The following is an 18,666-nucleotide window of genomic DNA, read 5'->3' on the forward strand; positions in this document are numbered from 1 at the left end:
TTTCTTTTTTTCTCCTTTTTTTTCTTCTTTTCTTTCCCCCCCCCTCCCCCCTCCCCCCCCCCCCCCCCCCCCCCCCCCCCCCCCCCCCCCGGGCCGTGGGACGGATGTCAGCCGCCGTTCCAGAGGGTCTTCCGGACGGCGCGGATGTCCTCGAAGGAGTCGAGGTCGGGAACGGTCCAGCCGTCGAGGTCGTACTCCGCCAGGCACTGGTCGGCGAACCCCTTGTAGCCGTCGAGCTGCCCCCGCTCGCTCTGCACCGAGAAGATGTCGGTGCGCACGGACTCGTGGTTGCCCGAGTAGTTCCGCTCGTACAGCTCGTGCCGGCTGCCGAACTCGGTGCCGATCGCGTCCCACAGCAGTTTCATGAGCTTGACGCGGTCGACCGCTTCGTAGCCGCCCGAGCCTCGGACGTACTTGTCGAGGTAGGGCCGTACCTCGGGGTTCTTGAAGTCCTCGGCGCCGGAGTTGACGTAGATGAGTCCGCTGGCGACGTCCTGCTCGATGATCTCCTTGATCCGCGGGTAGCCGATGGTCATGAACCAGCGGTAGGCCATGCCGTAGTCGAGGCGGGGCAGCAGGGCCCCGTCCCGCCACTCCTCCGGGTTGCGGGCCGCGGCGTCGGACAGGGCCCAGAACAGGTTGCGCCACGCCAGGACTTCACCGATCCGGGCCTGGATGCCGCGGAAGTCCTTGGTTCCGGTCATCTCGACCGCCTTGAGCAGCAGGCCGGCGATGAAGTCGATCTTCACGGCGAGCCGGATGCAGCCGTGGAAGGTGAGGCGCGGGATGAACCCGGACTTGGCGGCGAAGCCGTTGACCTGTTCCGGGTCGCCGTAGAGGAACACGTTCTCCCACGGGATGAGCACCTTGTCCATGACGAAGATCGTGTCGTTCTCGTCGAGACGGGAGGAGAGCGGATAGTCGAAGGGGCTGCCCATCAGGGCGGCGGCGGCCGCGTAGGAGGGCCGGCAGATCAGCTTCAGTCCCGGTGAGCCCATCGGGATCGTCGCGACCAGCGCGAACTCCTTCTGCTTCAGGGGCAGTCCGTAATGGGAGATGAAGTTGTAGTGGGTGATGGCCGATCCGGTGGCCACCACCTTCGCACCGCTGACGACCAGACCGTCGTCCGTCTCCCGCTCCACGTGGACGAAGACGTCCTTGACGTCCTCGGCCGGGCGGTGGCGGTCGACCGGCGGGTGGATGATCGCGTGGTTCCAGAACAGGACCTTCTCCTGCGACTCCCGGTACCACCGGCGGGCGTTGTCCTGGTAGGGAGCGTAGAAGTCGGCGTTGGCGCCGAGCGTTCCGAGGAAGGCGGCCTTGTAGTCGGGGCTGCGTCCCATCCAGCCGTAGGTCAGGCGCGCCCACTCGGCGATCGCCTCACGGTCCGCCACGAGGTCCTGGACGCTGTGCGGGGTCCGGAAGAACTTGTGGGTGTAACCGTCGCTGCCGGTGTCGGTGCGTGTGGTGAGGACGTCGCGCCGGTCGGGGTCGTGCAGAGCGTCGTAGAGGCGTGCCGTCATCCGCGCCGCGTTGCGGAACGCCGGATGCTCCGTGACGTCCTTCACCCGCTCGCCGTAGATGTAGATCTCCCGGTCGTCCCGCAGACTCTCCAGGTACTCGTCTCCCGTCATCGGGCGGGTCACCGGGGAATCGCCCGCGGATGCGGCGCTCTCGCCCTGCCGAAGCGTCATGTTCTTGCCCTGCCTTTCACGCATGCGTCTGAACCGGTCGGTCTTCGGGCCGGTGGTTACGTGCGTCTCGGCGTCCAGGTCAGCCGGCGTGGGTCGCGCAGTCCGCGAGCCACGCACCGTCGGCAGGGCCGTCGAGCGAGCCCGTCCATGCCGATTCCTGCGCATCCCGGTCCAGTTCGCGGAACGCCCCGCCGTGGAAGACCAGCGGCTCCGCCTCGCCGCCGTCGAAGGAGCGCACCTCACCGACGTGCAGGATGTGGTCTCCCCCGTCGTACGAGGCCCAGGGGAGGCAGGAGAAGTAGGCGGCGCATCCCGTGAGCCTTGGAGTGCGGGAGTCCGGCTCCCAGCGCACGGGGGCGCCCTGCCGTGCGGGGCGGCCCGCGAAGTGCAGGGCGAGATCGCGTTGCCCCGCGGCCAGGATGTTGATTCCGAACTCCCGGCCGGCGAGTTCCCGGCACATGCGGCTGCGCCGGTCCAGCGACACCACGACGAGCGGCGGGCCGAGCGACACCGAGGTGAAGGAGCTCACCGTGGCCCCGTGCACGCCGTCGTCCGTGCGTACGGTGACGACCGTGACCCCGGTCGCGAACCGGGCGAAACAGTCCCTGAGCCGACGCTCCCTGGTGCTCACCGGACCTCCCTCTCGGCGGCTCGTGCGCTGGTTCGGCGGTATGTGTCCGACAGGCCACTGAATATCTTCACGGAAGACGGCACCAATAATGGACGCCGATGTCCACGGATATCGGCGCGGACAATTATGGCAGTCGCTTCTGAAGGATCGAGCTAGGAATAAGGACCGGCGGCACCGGCCCTTTATCGCACGTCCGCGGCCCTTGACACGGACGGGAAAACGAGGCTCTAATCACTGGAGCCGCGCGAGGAATGCACGCCAAACGACCGGAAGTTCTCGCCCATCGGGCCCACCGGTTCTGCATTCACATCTCCCGACTTCATTCCTTTCTCTCACACGAGGTGCCGGTCATGAGAATCCAGGTCGAGGTGAACGAGGCTCTCCAGGACTACGTCGCCGACGTCTCCCTGCGCGAGGGCGAGCTGCTGCGCGAACTGCGCGAGGAGACGGCCAGGTTGCCGCTGCATCTGATGCAGATCTCGCCGGAGCAGGGGCAGTTCCTGAGCGTGCTGGTCAAGGCGATCGGTGCGCGGCGCACCCTCGAGGTGGGGGTGTTCACCGGGTACAGCCTGCTGTCCACGGCGCTGGCGCTGCCGGACGACGGCCAGGTGGTGGCGCTGGACATCAACGCGGAGTGGAGCGCCATGGCGCTCGAGTACTGCAAGCGCGCCGGCGTCGCCGACAAGGTGGAGTTGCGCATCGGCGACGCCCAGCGCTCCCTCGAGGCGCTCCTGCAGGAAGAGGGTGCGGCGGGCTCCTTCGACTTCGTGTTCATCGACGCGGACAAGGAGGGGTACACGGCGTACTACGAGGCCGCCCTGCGGCTGCTGCGGCCGGGTGGACTGGTCGTCGTGGACAACGTGCTGTGGCACGGCGCCGTCATCGACGACGCCGCACAGGACTCGGAGACCCGCGCGCTGCGCGAGTTCAACCTCCGGCTCCACCACGACGAGCGTGTCGACCTCAGTCTGATCCCCTTCGCCGACGGGCTGACCTTCGCCGTCAAACGCTGATCCGCGCTCGTACCGAGGCCGCCCCGGGGGTTCCCCGGGGCGGCCTGCGTACGCGTACTACGGGAGGACGGGGGTCAGCCGGGCAGCCGGACGGACTGGCGGTGCCGGAAGACGTTCCCCGGGTCGTACTTCTTCTTGACCTGCTGCAGGCGGGGGTAGTTGCCCTTGTAGTACAGCCCGTACCACGGCACCGACGAGGTGTTGTACGCCGGGTCGCTCAGGTCGGCGTCCGGGTAGTTGACGTAGCAGCCGTCGGTCACCTCGTTGGGCACCGGCACCCCGCCGGTGTCGGCGTACATATCGGCGTAGAACTCGCGGTTCCACTTCACGTACGTCGCGTCCTGCGCCGGATCGTTCCACAGCGACATCCACATCATCTTGTAGAACGACTCACGGTGCGGATAGGCGGTGGCATCGGGTGCGACCGCGTTCACCTGGCCGCCGTAGGAGCTGAGGGTCACCGAGGCGCCGGGGATGGTCACGTCGTCGCGGGAGAGGTGCTTGTACAGCGTCGCCGCGTGCCGGTCGGGGAAGTTGGCCCGCATGTAGGCCGACTTGTACTCCTGGCGGAACGTCGGGTCGGTCAGGTTCGCGTTGGTCGTGCCCAGATAGCGGGTGGCTTCCAGCCACGGCAGCCGGCGCGGTTCGGCGTACTCCGCCATCGGGCCGAGCTCGGCCATCGGCCGGGTCAGGGCGGCCTGCTGAACGCCGACGCCGGCGTTGACGGCGGCCAGATAGCCGTCCAGCATCTCCCGGGCGCCGGGGACGGTGGCGTCCACCTGGGTCACCATGCCGATCTGCCCGTTCGACCGGTGCGTCAGGACCAGGAAGCTGGCGAGGGCCAGCTCCGCGGCGCCAGGGGCGCTGTGCGCGGCGAACCAGGCACCGTAGTTCTTCACCAGTGTCGTGAACTTCGCCTGCGTCATCTCCGCCCACGGCCAGGAGACGGCGCTGAGGTACACCGAGGCGGGCGGCTTGGGCAGCAGGGTCCGGGGGCTGGTCCCGGTGGCTCCGGGCGCGCGGAACCAGTAGCGTGTCACGACCCCGAAATTGCCGCCGCCACCGCCGGCGTGGGCCCACCACAGGTCACGGTTGGGATCGTCCTTCTCGCGCGTCGCCACCACGGTGCGCACCTTGCCCGCCGCGTCCACCACGACGACCTCGACGGCGTACAGGTAATCGATGACGAGGCCGAGCTGCCGGCACAGCAGTCCCCAGCCGCCGCCGCTGACGTGGCCGCCGGCGGCGACCGAGTAGCAGATGCCGGCCGGGATGGTGACGCCCCACACCTGGTAGAGGAGCTCGTACACGTCCAGCAGTTGCGCGCCCGTCTCGACGGCGACGGCGTTGCGCGCGGTGTCGAAGTAGACCTTGTTCAACTGCGAGAGGTCCAGCACGACCTGGACGTCGGGGTTGAAGACGAAGTCCTCCAGGCAGTGTCCGCCCGACGACACCGTGATGCGCTTGCCGCCGCTCACGGCCTGCTGGACGACGTCGGCGACCTGGCCGACGGAGTCGACGAGGAAGACGGCCTCCGGGTTGCCCACGTACCTCTGGTTGACCCCGTGCACCAACTCCCCGTACTGCTGGTCGGCCGGAGTGATCCTGACCGGACCGAAGCCCTGGGCGTCCGCCGCTTCGGCCGGCACGGCCGCCGCCGGCCCGGCGGTGCCGCCGACCACCGCGGCGCCACCCACCGCCGCGGCCGCCGTCGACAACAACTGTCTGCGTCCTATTCCCGCTGAGTTCCGCGCCATGCGCGCACCCCGTCTTTCTGCAGTTCACCGATGGAGCGGACGCCGAGTTTCCGGTTTGCTCCGTCACCACCCGCCGTCCGCGGCGAGATTACGAACTGCCGTGGCCTGAAACACTCCCGATGTTGCGGTGCTTTTCGCCAATCTGCCCGGGCCGGATTCGACCGCAAGATTGGGAGTGCCCGCGGGCGGGACCGCCCCCACCATCGAAGGACCTTGTGACGACAAGGCCGACAATGGGACAGGAGGCCGATCGGTGACGGTCAGTGTGGGTGAGGTGTACGAGAACCCGCGGTGCGGCGAGCGGGTGGTCATCAGGACGCCGTCGTCCGAGACGGGCGGCCAACGCACCGTCATGGACGTCTACGCCAAGCCGGGCGGGGCCGTTTCGGGCGAGCATGTCCACCCGGTGAGCGAGGAGAGGTTCACCCTCGTCAGGGGCAAGGTCGCGTTCCTCATCGGCGGGCGGCAGGTGACCCTGGAGCGTCCGGGTGAGAGCGTGCTGATCCAGCCGGGCATCAAGCACCGCTGGTGGAACTGCAGCGGGCAGGAGTCGTTCCACATCTGCGAGGTCCGCAAGAACAGCGACCGCTTCGAGCAGTTGGTGCTGCGGCAGCTCTTCGGGCTGGCCCAGGACGGCAAGACCACCCCGGAGGGCATGCCGCGCCTTCTTCAGCAGGCGGTCACCACACTGGAGTTCGGCGACGTCGTCCGGTTCACCTCGCCGCCCTGGGTGGTGCAGCGGGCGTTGTTCACGGCACTGGCGCCGATCGCGCGGCTGCTCGGTCACAAGGGGTGCGACCCGGAGTACATGAACCGCAAGCCGTCGGAGACCGCCGAGTTGGAGGAGCTGCCCGAAGAGGTCGCCCGCTGGCACCGGTGAGTCACCGCCGGCACACGATGCAACACCCTGCCCGTCGGCGGTGTTCCTGGACATGAGACGCACAGCCTCTCCTCCGCCCGCACGGGGCGGGGATACTTCACGAGAAGGAAGTCCATGGATCTGCAACTCTCCGGCAAGGTCGCCGTGGTCACCGGTGCTTCGAAGGGCATCGGGCTGGCCGTCACCCGTACGCTGCTGGAGGAGGGCGCGAAGGTCGTGGCCGCCTCCCGCAAGAGCAGCCCCGAGCTGGATGCGCTGAGCAGCCCCGAGCTGGTCCACGTCTCCGTCGACCTCACGGATCCCGAGGCGCCCGCCCAGGTCGTGGCCCGTGCCGTGGAGGTGTTCGGCGGGCTCGACATCCTGGTGAACAACGCGGGCGGTCCGCCTCCCGGGGTGACCCTGCCGCGCGGTTCGTTCCTCGACGCCTCGGACGAGGACTGGCGGGCCGTGTTCGAGTTCAACGTCCTGTCCGCCGTGCGTGCCATCCGTGCCGCCATTCCGCACTTCCAGTCCCGCGGCGGCGGATCGATCGTGAACATCTCCACGGCGAACGCGCGTCAGCCCTCGCCGATCAACGTCGACTACGGCGCCGCGAAGGCCGGCCTGAGCAACCTCACCAAGGCGCTGGCCGGTGAGTTCGGTCCGCAGGGCATCAGGGTGAACACCGTCTCGCCCGGCGTGGTGCGCACGCCGTGGTGGACGGCTGAGGGCGGTGTCGCCGACATGATCGCCTCGCAGGCGAACACCGACCGCGACAGCGTCATCAACGAGGTGGTCCCGGGCATGCTCAACCTCGCCACGGGCCGCTTCGTGGAGCCGCAGGAGGTCGCGGACGCGGTCGCCCTGCTCGCCTCCCCCCGGTCCGGCTCCACCACGGGTGCGGACTTCGTCGTGGACGGCGGGCTGCTCAAGGAGCTGTAGACGGCCCCGGGAGCCGGGAAGGCGGTCCGGCCCCGGCCGGGCCGCCTGTCACCGTCCCGGCGAACCGTCGCTCGGCCCGTGGCATTCCACCGCACACGACACAGGTGGGCCCCCGGCGTACCGGGGGCCCACCCACCGTGCTCTCCGTTCGCTCACCCTGCCGGTCCGCCGTCGTCGCAACCGGCGTCGGTCGTCAGGCCGGGGTCGGCAGGTACGGCGAGAACGGGGTGTCCGCGCGCGGTTCCAGTTGCGGGTCGGCGGAGAGGATCTCGGTGTGGAGCTGTTGGATCCGCTGCGAGGGATAGGTGCCCAGTTCCGCGCGGAGGGTGTAGCGGAGCTGATGGAAGCTGGTGAGCGCGTCCGCCTGCCGGCCGGACCGGTACAGCGCGAGCATGAGCTGGCTGCACAGGTCCTCGTTGGTGGGGTACCGGTGCACCAGGGCGCTGAGTTCGCCGACCAGTTCATGGTGGCGGCACATGCGCAGTTCGGCGTGGATGCGGTCGATGATGGCGTCCAGGCGCTGCCGTTCGATCCTCTCCATGGCGGCGTGCAGCAGCGGGCCCGTCGGCACGTCGACCAGGAGCTGCCCCCGCCACATCGCCTCCGCCTGCCGCAGTTGCCGTGCGCCCGAGGCGACGTCGTTGACGGCGAGGGCGTCGCGCGCGGACCGCACCCGCTCCTCGTACACATCGAGGTCCAGCTCCCCCGGCCGGACCTGAAGCAGATATCCCTGGTCCCGGGTGACCAGACGGCCCGAGCGCGCCGCCGCGCGCCTCGAGCGGCCGGAAAGGATCCGGCGCAACTGCATGACGTACGTGTGCACCGCCGCGACGGCGCTGGTCGGCGGAGAGTACTCCCAGAGCTCTTCGACCAACTGCTTCCGGGGAACCACGGTGTTGGCATGCAGGAGTAAGAGGGCCAGCATTTGTCGTTGTTTCGGTGGAGTGGGCGCTCTGTCGACAGAGGACTCGATCACACGCAATGGACCGAGTACGCAGAATTGCATCTCTCCCCCATGTCTTTCACCTGATCGTGCACCGGAAGATCATTCCGTGAGAACAAGTTCCGACTGCCGTTGCCCGGGTCAACCACGGCCGTCTTGCTCTTTCTTCGGACCATAACACGCCGCCGCACCCGGCCCCTAGGATCTGCTCGCGCCGCGCGTTCAATATTTTCTGCGCCTTGACGTTCACCGGGACCATGTCGAGTCAACGAGAATCGACGCGGAAGCAGTTCCGCATTCAAGGAGTCGGGGCCTGCGCCTGGTTAATATCCGGTAACTCTGGCCAAAAGCGCGGGAACATCGGCGGGGTTCCTGTTTCCGCGCCAGGCGACATGCTGGTCGGGGCGCACGAGCACCAGGTCGCGCTCGTACAGATCGCGCACCACCGGGTCCTCGATGCGCAGCACGTCCAGCGGCATCCCACGTCTGCGCGCAGCGCTCGTCCAGGCGCCCACCGCGTCGTCGGACCCCCCGAGTCGGAGCAGGGTGAAACCGGTCCCGAGCCGGTCGAAGAGCGAACTTCCCGGGCCGCGCCCGTCGTCGAGCCACGCGTGCGGCGCCCGGCCCCCGGGCACGGCGGACGGCGTGTACGTGGTGAAGGTGTCCGGCGGTGGCGAGCTCCCGTCATCGGCGATGACCGGCGATCCGTCGTAGCGGGCGCCGAGTTGCACACCGAGGGTGTCCAGGGTGAGCCGACCGTACTCGGCGAGCCGGGCCCCGGTCTCCTTGCGGGCCGCGATCCCGTCCTCCGACTCCTCCTCCAGCCGGGCCGGCCGCTCGATGCTGCCGAGGCCGATGCCGAGCCGGCGTGCCGCCTCGGTGTTGCGCAGGGCGATCGGTCTGCGTTCGGCCTCGTAGCTCGCGAGCAGACGGGGTCCCGCCCAGCCCTGCACCGCGGCGGCCAGCTTCCAGGAGAGGTTCGCGGCGTCGTCGACCCCGGTGTTCATGCCGAACCCCCCGTTGGGGGTGAACAGGTGGGCCGCGTCGCCCGCGAGGAGCAGTCTGTCCGTTCCGAAACGCTCGGCGACCAGGGCGGCACCCGCCGTCCAGGTCCGGTGGCCCAGTACCTGCACGTCGAGCGGTGCTCCCGCGGCGCGCTGCACCAGGGCCGCCAGGTCGGCGCCGGTCGCGGTGTCCGGGTCGATGGAGCTGGTCAGCAGGAAGAACTCGTCCACACCGTTGAGGGCGATCAGATTGAGGGCGAGTTCGGCGTTGACGACCCAGTTGCTCCACGCCCCGCGCTCACGCAGGAAGTCCTGGTAGAGGCGGGGTATGCGCAGGTGCGCGGCGACCGAGCGGCGCCCCAGGACGTCCTGGTCGAGGCTGCCCTCTCCGGTGTAGCGGATCCCGAGCGTGCGCCGCACCAGACTGCGGCCGCCGTCGCAGCCCACGGCGTACCGGGCCCGCCAGGTACGGCGCACACCGTCCCGCTCGGCGGTGACGCTCACCCCGTCGGCGTGCTCGGACAGCCCGACGACCCGCCAGCCGAAGCGCAGCGTGACGGCGGGCCGGGTGCGGGCGTGTTCCAGGAGCAGCCGCTCCACGTACATCTGGTTGGCACGGTGCATCGGCTCGGGCGTCTGGTCCGCCCGCGTCGCGGCGGCGACCCGCCGCTGCGTCTCGGCGGCCCCGGGCCACGGCAGCAGGGCCAGTTCGTGCCCGCTGTAGCGGGTGAAGAACGAGATGCCCGCCGAATGGCCGGGCGGGAGACCGAGCCGACGCACCCGGGCGGCCAGCCCGAGGGTGCGGTAGTGCTCCATGGTGCGGGCGTTGTGCGTGCTGCCGCGAGGGTGGTCGGGCACAGACTCCTCGGTGTTGAACACCGTGGCGGGGACGCCCCTGCGGTCGAGGAAGAGTGCCAGCAGCAGTCCGATCGGACCGCCTCCGACGATGACTACGGGCGTGGTCGACGAGGTGGTCGGTGGGGTGTCCATCCGAGCGAGGCCTCCAGCCTGTCTTCTATGACGCGCCCCGGATCCTCCCAGCAGCCGCTGAAGGATGGAGCGAAGTCGGACGGGGCCCGCCGGCGATGGCGCACATACCTGTCGCCGCTTGCGTTTCAAGGCTCGTCGAGTATCCGCGAACGCGATCTCCACCGCCTCTATATCAACAGCCTGGAGACTGAGCGGGAACGGTTTTCGAGCGGCAATTCGATCGCAACGGATCACGCTGAGCCACCGACCTCCGGCTCGATTCCGGGTATCTCCGCGGAGTATGAGGTATTCATATGTTCCTGTTCGGCACGCACAGGTCCGTCGCCCAGCGCCTGCGTCTTTACACCGACCGGAAGCTGGGCGCGGGTAATTTCTTCTGGCACGCCTGGAGAGTGGCACGCGACCGCGACCGCCCGATTCTTTTCCATCCGGACGTCGATTCCGCGGACTGGCACCGGAAAGAGCTGCCCGCCGTGTCCCTGGAGGATATGCGGATCGCCGCCATCCGGTACGCCCACTGGTACCGCGGTCACGGGGTGGGCCCCGGCTCCCGCGTCGGCGTCCACACGCGCGACGGCCTGCTCGGGCTGATCCACCACATCGCCATCACCGGCCTCGGGGCCGCGGCCGTGCACTGCAACCCCAGGATGGCCTCGAAGACCGCCGCCGAGTACTTCCTGCGGACCGGGACGACCGTGCTCGTCGCCGACGGCGACCTTCTCAAGCGACTGGCCGACGCCTGGTCCGAGGACGCCCAGGGCAGGGCCGTGCCGCTGGTCGAGGACATCGCCGCGCTGGAGCAGTCGGCGCCCCGGCCGCCGCGTCCCATGGAGAACTTCCCGTACCGGCACGCCGACGACGACCTGATGATGATCTCGCACTCGTCGGGGACGACCGGACGGCCCAAGGCCCCGGTCTTCAACCACGGTTCCTTCTTCGCCGGCAAGCGCGAGCGGCTGTGGACCTTCCCCTCCCTGCGCACCGACCGGTTGCTGACCGCGCTGCCGCACAGCCACTCGGCGGGCATCAGCTATCTGAGCATGGCGATCATGCTGGGCGTCCCCACGCTCATCCTGGACGACCCCGACGGCCGACGGGTGGTGCAGGCCATCAACCGCTTCCATCCCACCGTCGTGCTCGGATTCCCGCTCACCCTCGCCGAGGTGTGCGCCGCGGACATCCAGCCGGAGGCGGCCCAGTATCTCCACACCTGGAACGGCATGGGCGACGCCTCGCACGAGCGGCACATACGCCCGCTGATCTCCGTCGGCCAGCGGACGGAAGGCAAGCGCAGGCTCGCGGGATCCCGCTACGTCGACGGCCTCGGCTCCTCCGAGATGGGCATGGTGCTGTTCCGGCAGGTGCACGTTCCCACGTCCGAGCGCTACGGACGGCTCATCGGCCGGCCGGTGAGCGTGGTGCGCGAGGCCGCCGTCCTGGACGCGAACGGCCGCGAACTACCCCACGGCGAGGCCGGAATGCTCGGGGTGAAGACACCCAGCGTCACACCCGGCTACCTCGACGACCCGGGCCTGACCGAGGAGTCCACGGTGAACGGCTACTTCCTCACCGGTGACATCGTCCGCCGCGACGCGGAGGGCGACTGGTACCACCTGGACCGCACCCCGGACGTGATCCACACCGTGGACGGGCCCGTCTACAGCCTGCCGCTGGAGGAGAGCGTCCTGCTGACCACCCAGTGCCTGGACGCGGCGGTCGTGGCGGTGGACGATCCGCTGGCGCCCGGCAAGTCCCGCCCCGCAGCGGTGGTGCTGTACACCGACGGCGTCGAGCGCAGTCCCGCCGACCTCCTCGCCGCCTGCAACACGGCGTTGGCCGGGGCGGGTCTCGCCAGGCTGCACGCCCTCGTCCTCACCTCCGAGCGGTCCGAACTGCCGGTCGGCATCACCGGCAAGGTCCTCAAGCGCGTTCTGCGCGAACGTCATCACGCGCTGCTCCAGGGCCCCGCAGGACCGTCGGTGGCGATCGACACCCCCCACCCCTCCAGCTCACGAAAGGCGTGACCGTGACGGACGTGCACGCGGCGCGCCGCGTCGTGGACATCATCACCGGCTCCTGGCAGTCACAGGCCCTGTACGCGGCCGCCGCCCTGGCGATCCCCGACCACATCGCCGCAGGGCACACCACCGCGGAGGAACTGGCACGCCGTGCCGAGGCCCGTCCCGACGGGATCGTCCGGCTGATGCGGCTGCTCACCGCGCTCGGTGTCTTCGAGGGCGACGAGACCGGCTATCGGCTCACAGCGGTGGGCGAGCTGCTCCGCTCCGGCTCCGAGCAGTCGATGCGGGACATGGTGCGCATCTACGGCGAGGAGTTCCACCGGGCCTGGGGCGCCGTGGTGCCCGCCGTCCGCTCCGGCGGCTCCGGCTTCGAGCACGCTTTCGGCGTGCCGTTGCGCGGTTACCTGCAGCGCGAGCCGAGCGCGGCCGAGAAGTTCCAGCGGGCGATGAACGCCGGCAACGTGTTCTTCCCCGACGTGCTGGAGGCCTTCGACTTCACCGGCAGCCGCCATGTGGTGGATGTCGCCGGGGGCAGCGGCATGCTGCTCTCACTCGTCCTGCGCGCCCACCCGGACGTGCACGGGACGCTCTTCGACCTGCCCCATGTGCTGCCGGTCGCGCGGAAGTACCTGGACAGCACCGTCGGTACCGGACGCTACGAGGTCGTCGCCGGCGATGTGTTCCAGGAGGTCCCCGCGGGTGCCGACGTGTACCTCCTGTCCCGGGTGCTGCAGGACTGGGACGACGAACGGTGCACGGCACTGCTGACCACCATCCGGACGGCCATGCGCGGTTCCGCGCGCCTCCTCGTCCTGGAACGGGTCATCGACCCGACGGGCGGGGAACTCCTGCCGCTGCTGTGGGACCTGCACCTGCTCATGGCGGCCGGCGGACGGGAGCGCACCCTGGACGGCTATCGCGCTCTGCTGGCCGGGGCCGGGCTGCGGCTGGAGTCCGTGCACCCCCTCGGGCTGGAGACGCGACTGCTCGTCGCGTCCTCCGCATAGCCGCACCCCCGCCCGTCCACACCCCAGGAGCAGACGTATGACCAGCGGGGACCTCGAAGTGTGCATCGTCGGAGCCGGACCACGCGGCCTGTCGGTGCTGGAGCGGATCTGCGCCAACGAACGCAAGTCCGCCTTCCACCGGTCGGTGACGGTTCATGTGGTGGATCCCCATCGCCCCGGGGCCGGCCGCGTCTGGCGCACGGACCAGTCCGGGCTGCTGCTGATGAACACCGTCTCCAGCCAGGTCACGGTGTTCACCGACGAGAGCGTGGAGATGGACGGGCCGATCGAGCCCGGTCCCAGCCTGTACGAGTGGGCGCGGTCGCTGGCCCTGTCCGGCGGATACGGCGGCCAGGTCCCCGGCGGCGTCCTGGCACAGGCCCGTCGGCTCGGCCCGGACGACTATCCGACCAGGGCGTTCTACGGGAGCTATCTGGAGGACGTCTTTTTGCAGGTGACGGCCGCTGCACCGCGGCACGTCACGGTACGGGTCCACCGGTCCGCGGCGACGGCGCTCCACGAGGACGTGCCGGGCGGAGCACAGTGCCTGACCCTGACGGACGGCACCCGGCTGCACGGCCTGGACGCCGTCGTGCTCGCCCAGGGGCATGTGCCGGCCCGGCCGACGGACCAGGAGCTGACGCTGGCCCGCCAGGCGGAGGCATGCGGCCTGCTCCATGTGCCGCCCGCCAATCCGGCGGACGTCGACCTGTCGCAGATCGAGCCTGGACAGGCCGTGCTGCTGCGCGGGTTGGGGCTGAACTTCTTCGACCACACGACGCTGCTCACCGTCGGCCGCGGAGGAGAGTTCGAGCGGCGTGGAGACCAGGTGGTGTACCGCCCCTCGGGCCGGGAGCCCCGGCTGTACGCGGGGTCACGGCGGGGCGTCCCGTACCACGCGCGCGGCAACAACGAGAAGGGCGCCCACGGCCGGTACGAGCCCAGGCTGCTCACCGCCGAGGTCGCCGCGCGCCTGCGTGAACGTGCGGTCGACGGTCAACGCGTCTACTTCAGCACCGACTTGTGGCCGCTGATCGCCAAGGAGGTGGAGAGCGTCTATTACGGCGCGCTGCTGGCCGCGCACGGTCGGGCGGCCGAGCGCGAGGCGTTCACCGAGCGGTACTGCGCGGCACCGTCCGAGGACGCCGAGGCCGCGCTGCTCGACCGGTACGGCATCCGCGCCGAGGACCGCTGGGACTGGGAACGCATCGCCCGTCCGTACGGGAACCGGGAGTTCACCGACCGGGCGGCGTTCCGGGACTGGCTGCTGGACCACTTGGCCAGGGACGTCCGGGAGGCCCGGGCCGGGAACGTCAGCGGCCCGCTCAAGGCGGCGCTCGACGTGCTGCGCGACCTGCGCAACGAGATCCGGCTGGCGGTGGACCACGGCGGCCTGGACGGCAACTCGTACCGGGACGACCTCCAGGGCTGGTACACACCGCTGAACGCCTACTTGTCGATCGGTCCACCGGTGTCCCGGATCGAGGAGACCATCGCCCTCATCCGGGCGGGCGTCCTCCACCTCGTGGGCCCCGAGCTGCGGGTGCGGGTCGACCCGGGAGAGCCGGCGTTCGTCGCCGAGTCGAGCAGGGTGGGGGGTCCGCCGGTCAGGACCTCGGTCCTGATCGACGCCCGCCTGCCCGAGCCGGACCTTCGGCGCACCGCCGACCCCTTGCTGGCCGGGCTCCTCGCCACGGGTCAGTGCACGCCGTACAGCATGTCCGGTGCCTGCGGCACGAGGGTCGAGACCGGCGGTCTGACGGTGACCGGGAAGCCGTACCACCTGGTCGACGCCGAGGGGCGGCCCCATCCGCGCCGGTTCGCCTACGGGGTTCCCACCGAAGCCGTGCACTGGGTGACCGCGGCCGGTATCCGGCCCGGGGTCAACTCGGTGACTTTGGGCGACTCCGACGCCATCGCCCGCGCGGTGCTCGCGCTCCGCCCCACCGCCGCCGTGGCGACACGGCGGCGGCCGGCCCCGAGGTGCCGGCCCGACGGCGACCTGACGGAGGCGACGGCATGACGACGACGTTCGACGGGGGCCCGGACGCGGGTCTGCTGTCGCCGGTGCGAGCCGGCACCCCGGTCGAGGAGGCCGTGTCGGACCGTGCATGGCTGCAGGCGATGCTGGACGCCGAGGCGGCACTCGCGCGGGCCCAGGCCCGGGTGGGCACCGTGCCCTGGACGGCGGCCGACGCGATCACCAAGGCGGCGCGGGCCGACCGGCTCGACGTGCGGGCGCTTGCGCTCGCCGCCCGGGAGACCGCCAATCCCGTCGTCGGGCTCGTGCAGGCATTCACCCGGGTCGTGGCACAGGACGATCCGGAGGCCGCCGAATACGTGCACCGTGGTTCGACGAGTCAGGACGTCCTCGACACCGGCGCCATGCTGCTGTGCTCCAGGGTCCTCGGGCTGGTCCGGGACGATCTGCGGCGCACGGCGGACGCACTGGGCCGCCTGGCCGCGCGGCACCGCGACACCCTGATGGCCGGGCGGACCCTGACCCTGCACGCCGTGCCCACCACCTTCGGTCTGAAGGCCGCCGGCTGGCGGCAGTTGGTGCTGGACGCGGCCGAGCGCATCGAGCGGGTGCTCGCCGGGGGGCTTCCCTTCTCACTCGGCGGTGCCGCGGGCACGCTGTCCGGGTACCTGGAGTACGCGACGCTGAACGGGGACGGGAACGGGAACGAGAAAGGGGACGGGGACGGGGGCCGACCGCGCCCGGGCGCGTACCTCGACCGGTTGACGACCGCGTTCGCGGCCGAGACGGGTCTAGCCCCTCCCGTACTGCCCTGGCACGCACTGCGCACCCCCGTGGCCGATGTCGCCGCCGGGCTCGCCTTCGTCACCGGGGCGCTCGGCAAGATCGCCGTCGATGTCCAGTCGCTGGGCAGAACGGAGGTCGGGGAGGTGAGCGAGCCGGTGGTGGCGGGCCGGGGCGGCTCCTCGGCCATGCCGCACAAGCGCAACCCGGTCCTCGCCACCCTGGTCCGCAGCGCGTCCCTTCAAGTCCCCGCCCTGGCCGCGGCGTTGACCCAGTGCCTGGTCACCGAGGACGAGCGCTCGGCCGGGGTGTGGCACGCGGAATGGCTGCTGCTGCGTGAATGCCTGCGCCTGGCGGGCGGCGCCTGCCACACCGCCGTCGAACTGGCCGAAGGGCTGGAGGTCAGGCCCGACCGCATGCGCGCCAATGTGCGGACGACGGAGAGCCTGATGGTGTCCGAGCGGGTGGCGGTCGTGCTGGCACCGCTGATCGGCAAGGCCGATGCCAAACGGGTGCTCACCGAGGCTTCCGCGGAGGCGGAACGCACCGGGCGTCCGCTGTCCGGGATCCTCGCGGCGATGCCCGCCGTCGCGCCCCACTTCGATGAGAAGACCCTGGCCGGGCTGCTCGACGCGGCCTCGTACACGGGCGCGGCCGGTCCTCTGGTGGACCGGGCACTGGCACACCCGGGGCCGGCGTCCGCCCGGCCCTCCCCAGCCCCATCCGACGAACCCTCCCAGGAGACGACATGGCGTCGATGATGTTCACCTCGGAGTCCGTGACCGAGGGTCACCCCGACAAGATCGCTGACCAGATCAGCGACACCATTCTCGACGCGCTTCTGCGTGAGGACCCGACGTCCCGGGTCGCCGTGGAGACGCTGATCACGACCGGCCTGGTGCACGTGGCCGGTGAGGTCACGACCAAGGCGTACGCGGACATCGCGACGCTGGTCCGCAACAAGATCCTCGAGATCGGCTACGACTCGTCGAAGAAGGGCTTCGACGGCGCGTCCTGTGGTGTGTCGGTGTCGATCGGCGCGCAGTCCCCGGACATCGCGCAGGGTGTGGATGCGGCGTACGAGTCCAGGGTCGAGGGTGCCGCCGCAGGTGGAGAAGTGGACGAGCTGGACCGGCAGGGTGCCGGTGACCAGGGCCTGATGTTCGGCTACGCGTCGGACGAGACGCCGACGCTGATGCCGCTGCCCGTCTTCCTGGCGCACCGTCTGTCCAAGCGTCTGTCCGACGTCCGTAAGAACGGCACGATCCCCTATCTGCGTCCGGACGGAAAGACCCAGGTCACCATCGAGTACGACGGTGACAAGGCGGTGCGTCTGGACACGGTGGTCGTCTCCTCGCAGCATGCCAGTGACATCGATCTGGACTCGCTGCTGACGCCGGACATCCGTGAGTTCGTGGTCGAGCCGGAGCTGAAGGCGCTGCTGGATGACGGGATCAAGCTGGAGACCGACGGTTACCGGCTGCTGGTCAACCCCACCGGCCGGTTCGAGATCGGTGGTCCGATGGGTGATGCGGGCCTGACCGGCCGGAAGATCATCATCGACACCTACGGCGGTATGGCCCGGCACGGTGGTGGTGCGTTCTCCGGCAAGGACCCCTCCAAGGTGGACCGTTCGGCGGCGTACGCGATGCGGTGGGTCGCCAAGAACGTGGTCGCCGCGGGTCTGGCCTCCCGCTGCGAGGTGCAGGTGGCGTACGCGATCGGCAAGGCGGAGCCGGTGGGTCTGTTCGTGGAGACCTTCGGCACGGCCAAGGTCGACGCCGAGAAGATCGAGAACGCGATCACCGAGGTCTTCGACCTCCGCCCGGCCGCGATCATCCGCGACCTGGACCTGCTGCGCCCCATCTACGCCCAGACGGCGGCCTACGGCCACTTCGGCCGCGAACTGCCCGACTTCACCTGGGAGCGCACCGACCGGGTCGAGGCCCTGCGCAAGGCAGTGGGCCTGTAGACCGTTGCCGCTGCTCGTCCCCAGCCCGCATCAAGAAGGTCGGATTCCGGCGGAACCCTCCGCCGGAATGGCCGAATTCCTGCCCCGGTGACGCGCGATTTCAGGCCAGTTGACAAAGCTACAGGAGAACCTTAGCGTCGATTCGCTAGATTCGACAGAAATGAACCTGGCAGGGACGGCCACGAGTTCAACGTTCACATAGATTTCGCCTCTCGTCTGCGCCGGCCCGGAAGCAGCAGGAACGGGGGAGGGACTCAGTGGACGTCGGAATCCTCGGCTCTTTGATATTTTCCGTCGAAGGGGAAAACTTCATTCCGAGCGCACCGAAAGCAAGACAACTGCTCGCGTTTCTCGTCCTCAATTCCAACCGCATGGTGCGCGCTCAGGACTGCATAGCCGAGCTGTGGGGGTCGCATCCCCCCAAGAGCGCCCTGTCCACCCTGCAGACCTACGTCCTGCACATCCGTCAGAGCCTGCGCACGCCCCGGCTCGACCTGAGCGACGTGCTGGTCACGAGAAACCAGGGCTACCAGCTCGACGTGCCTCCGCAGAGCCTCGACCGTCACCGGTTCCTCCGCCTGACCGAGCGCGGCCGTGAGGCGGCGGACGCCGGCGATGCGGCCACCGCCTCCGAGCTGTTGTCCGAGGCCCTCGCGTTGTGGCGCGGCCCGGTCCTGGCCGATGTGCAGACCGGCCCGATGAGCTATCCCCATCTCGTGGAACTGGAGGAGACCCGCAAGGGGGTGCTCCAGCAGCGCATCGAGGCCGACATGGCCCTGGGCCGGCACCGCGAGCTGCTCGACGAACTCACCGCCCTGGCCACGATGCATCCGACCAACGAGAACATCCACGCCCAGCTCATGCTGGCCCTGTACCGGTCCGGCGCGCCGACCGAAGCGACCAGGGTCTTCCGTCGTCTGCACCGCACCCTCGGCGACGCCCTCGGTATCGAGCCGGCACCGCGCATGCAACGCCTGCACCAGGCGATGCTGGACCGCAGTCCGCTGCTCGACGGGCCGCCGGCGCGCGTCTGACGCACCGCAGGCCCGCTGACACACCACAGGGCCCG

General features: G+C 69.8%; 14 protein-coding genes. 9 read left to right on the plus strand and 5 right to left on the minus strand.

What is annotated here, in order from left to right:
- Positions 1–107 precede the first annotated feature (107 nt).
- Together ACZ4SW_RS11685 and ACZ4SW_RS11690 are read right to left on the minus strand one after the other, a co-directional pair.
- Positions 108–1,694 (minus strand): 4-hydroxyphenylacetate 3-hydroxylase family protein, encoded by a 1,587-nt coding sequence (locus ACZ4SW_RS11685; protein ID WP_468241150.1) that lies wholly within the window; start codon positions 1,692–1,694, stop codon positions 108–110.
- A 79-nt stretch (positions 1,695–1,773) separates the two neighbouring features.
- Positions 1,774–2,325: a flavin reductase family protein gene (locus tag ACZ4SW_RS11690; RefSeq protein WP_468241152.1), complete on the minus strand. Its 552-nt coding sequence runs from the start codon at positions 2,323–2,325 to the stop codon at positions 1,774–1,776.
- 350 nt (positions 2,326–2,675) lie between these two features.
- Between ACZ4SW_RS11690 and ACZ4SW_RS11695 the strand changes: the two genes are divergently transcribed.
- Complete coding sequence (locus ACZ4SW_RS11695; protein WP_468241155.1) at positions 2,676–3,338, plus strand: class I SAM-dependent methyltransferase; 663 nt, start codon at positions 2,676–2,678, stop codon at positions 3,336–3,338.
- A 74-nt stretch (positions 3,339–3,412) separates the two neighbouring features.
- Here ACZ4SW_RS11695 and ACZ4SW_RS11700 read toward each other — a convergent pair whose 3' ends face one another.
- Positions 3,413–5,095 carry an FAD-binding oxidoreductase gene (locus ACZ4SW_RS11700; protein WP_468241157.1) on the minus strand — a complete coding sequence of 561 codons (1,683 nt, stop codon included), beginning with the start codon at positions 5,093–5,095 and terminating at the stop codon, positions 3,413–3,415.
- A gap of 253 nt (positions 5,096–5,348) precedes the next feature.
- Here ACZ4SW_RS11700 and ACZ4SW_RS11705 point away from each other — a divergent pair, with 253 nt between their 5' ends.
- Positions 5,349–5,975, plus strand: a complete 627-nt coding sequence (locus tag ACZ4SW_RS11705) for a cupin domain-containing protein (protein ID WP_468241159.1) — start codon at positions 5,349–5,351, stop codon at positions 5,973–5,975.
- Between the two features lie 114 nt (positions 5,976–6,089).
- Positions 6,090–6,896, plus strand: a complete 807-nt coding sequence (locus ACZ4SW_RS11710; RefSeq protein ID WP_468241162.1) for an SDR family NAD(P)-dependent oxidoreductase — start codon at positions 6,090–6,092, stop codon at positions 6,894–6,896.
- A gap of 193 nt (positions 6,897–7,089) precedes the next feature.
- Here the strand turns inward: ACZ4SW_RS11710 and ACZ4SW_RS11715 are convergent, their stop codons facing one another.
- Together ACZ4SW_RS11715 and ACZ4SW_RS11720 are read right to left on the minus strand one after the other, a co-directional pair.
- The gene (locus ACZ4SW_RS11715; RefSeq protein WP_468241164.1) at positions 7,090–7,902 is read right to left on the minus strand and encodes an AfsR/SARP family transcriptional regulator; all 813 of its coding nucleotides are present in this window, start codon (positions 7,900–7,902) and stop codon (positions 7,090–7,092) included.
- Between the two features lie 260 nt (positions 7,903–8,162).
- Complete coding sequence (locus tag ACZ4SW_RS11720) at positions 8,163–9,833, minus strand: FAD-dependent monooxygenase (RefSeq protein ID WP_468241166.1); 1,671 nt, start codon at positions 9,831–9,833, stop codon at positions 8,163–8,165.
- 473 nt (positions 9,834–10,306) lie between these two features.
- Here ACZ4SW_RS11720 and ACZ4SW_RS11725 point away from each other — a divergent pair, with 473 nt between their 5' ends.
- The 6 genes from ACZ4SW_RS11725 to ACZ4SW_RS11750 all read left to right on the plus strand — a co-directional run bounded on the left by ACZ4SW_RS11725 (position 10,307) and on the right by ACZ4SW_RS11750 (position 18,631).
- A complete protein-coding gene (locus tag ACZ4SW_RS11725; protein ID WP_468241169.1) occupies positions 10,307–11,857 on the plus strand; it encodes a class I adenylate-forming enzyme family protein in 1,551 nt (516 codons plus the stop codon).
- Between the two features lie 2 nt (positions 11,858–11,859).
- Entirely contained in the window at positions 11,860–12,861 is a 1,002-nt protein-coding gene (locus ACZ4SW_RS11730) for a methyltransferase (RefSeq protein WP_468241171.1), read from the plus strand.
- 37 nt (positions 12,862–12,898) lie between these two features.
- Entirely contained in the window at positions 12,899–14,884 is a 1,986-nt protein-coding gene (locus tag ACZ4SW_RS11735; RefSeq protein ID WP_468241173.1) for an FAD/NAD(P)-binding protein, read from the plus strand.
- A complete protein-coding gene (locus ACZ4SW_RS11740) occupies positions 14,881–16,386 on the plus strand; it encodes a nitrosuccinate lyase (protein WP_468241176.1) in 1,506 nt (501 codons plus the stop codon). Before ACZ4SW_RS11735 ends, ACZ4SW_RS11740 begins: the two co-directional genes overlap by 4 nt.
- Complete coding sequence (gene metK, locus ACZ4SW_RS11745) at positions 16,374–17,597, plus strand: methionine adenosyltransferase (RefSeq protein ID WP_468241178.1); 1,224 nt, start codon at positions 16,374–16,376, stop codon at positions 17,595–17,597. Before ACZ4SW_RS11740 ends, metK begins: the two co-directional genes overlap by 13 nt.
- Positions 17,598–17,854: 257 nt before the next feature.
- Positions 17,855–18,631 carry an AfsR/SARP family transcriptional regulator gene (locus tag ACZ4SW_RS11750; RefSeq protein ID WP_468241180.1) on the plus strand — a complete coding sequence of 259 codons (777 nt, stop codon included), beginning with the start codon at positions 17,855–17,857 and terminating at the stop codon, positions 18,629–18,631.
- The last annotated feature ends 35 nt before the right edge of the window (positions 18,632–18,666 follow it).

This window comes from Streptomyces sp. NPDC028331 (assembly GCF_055565775.1).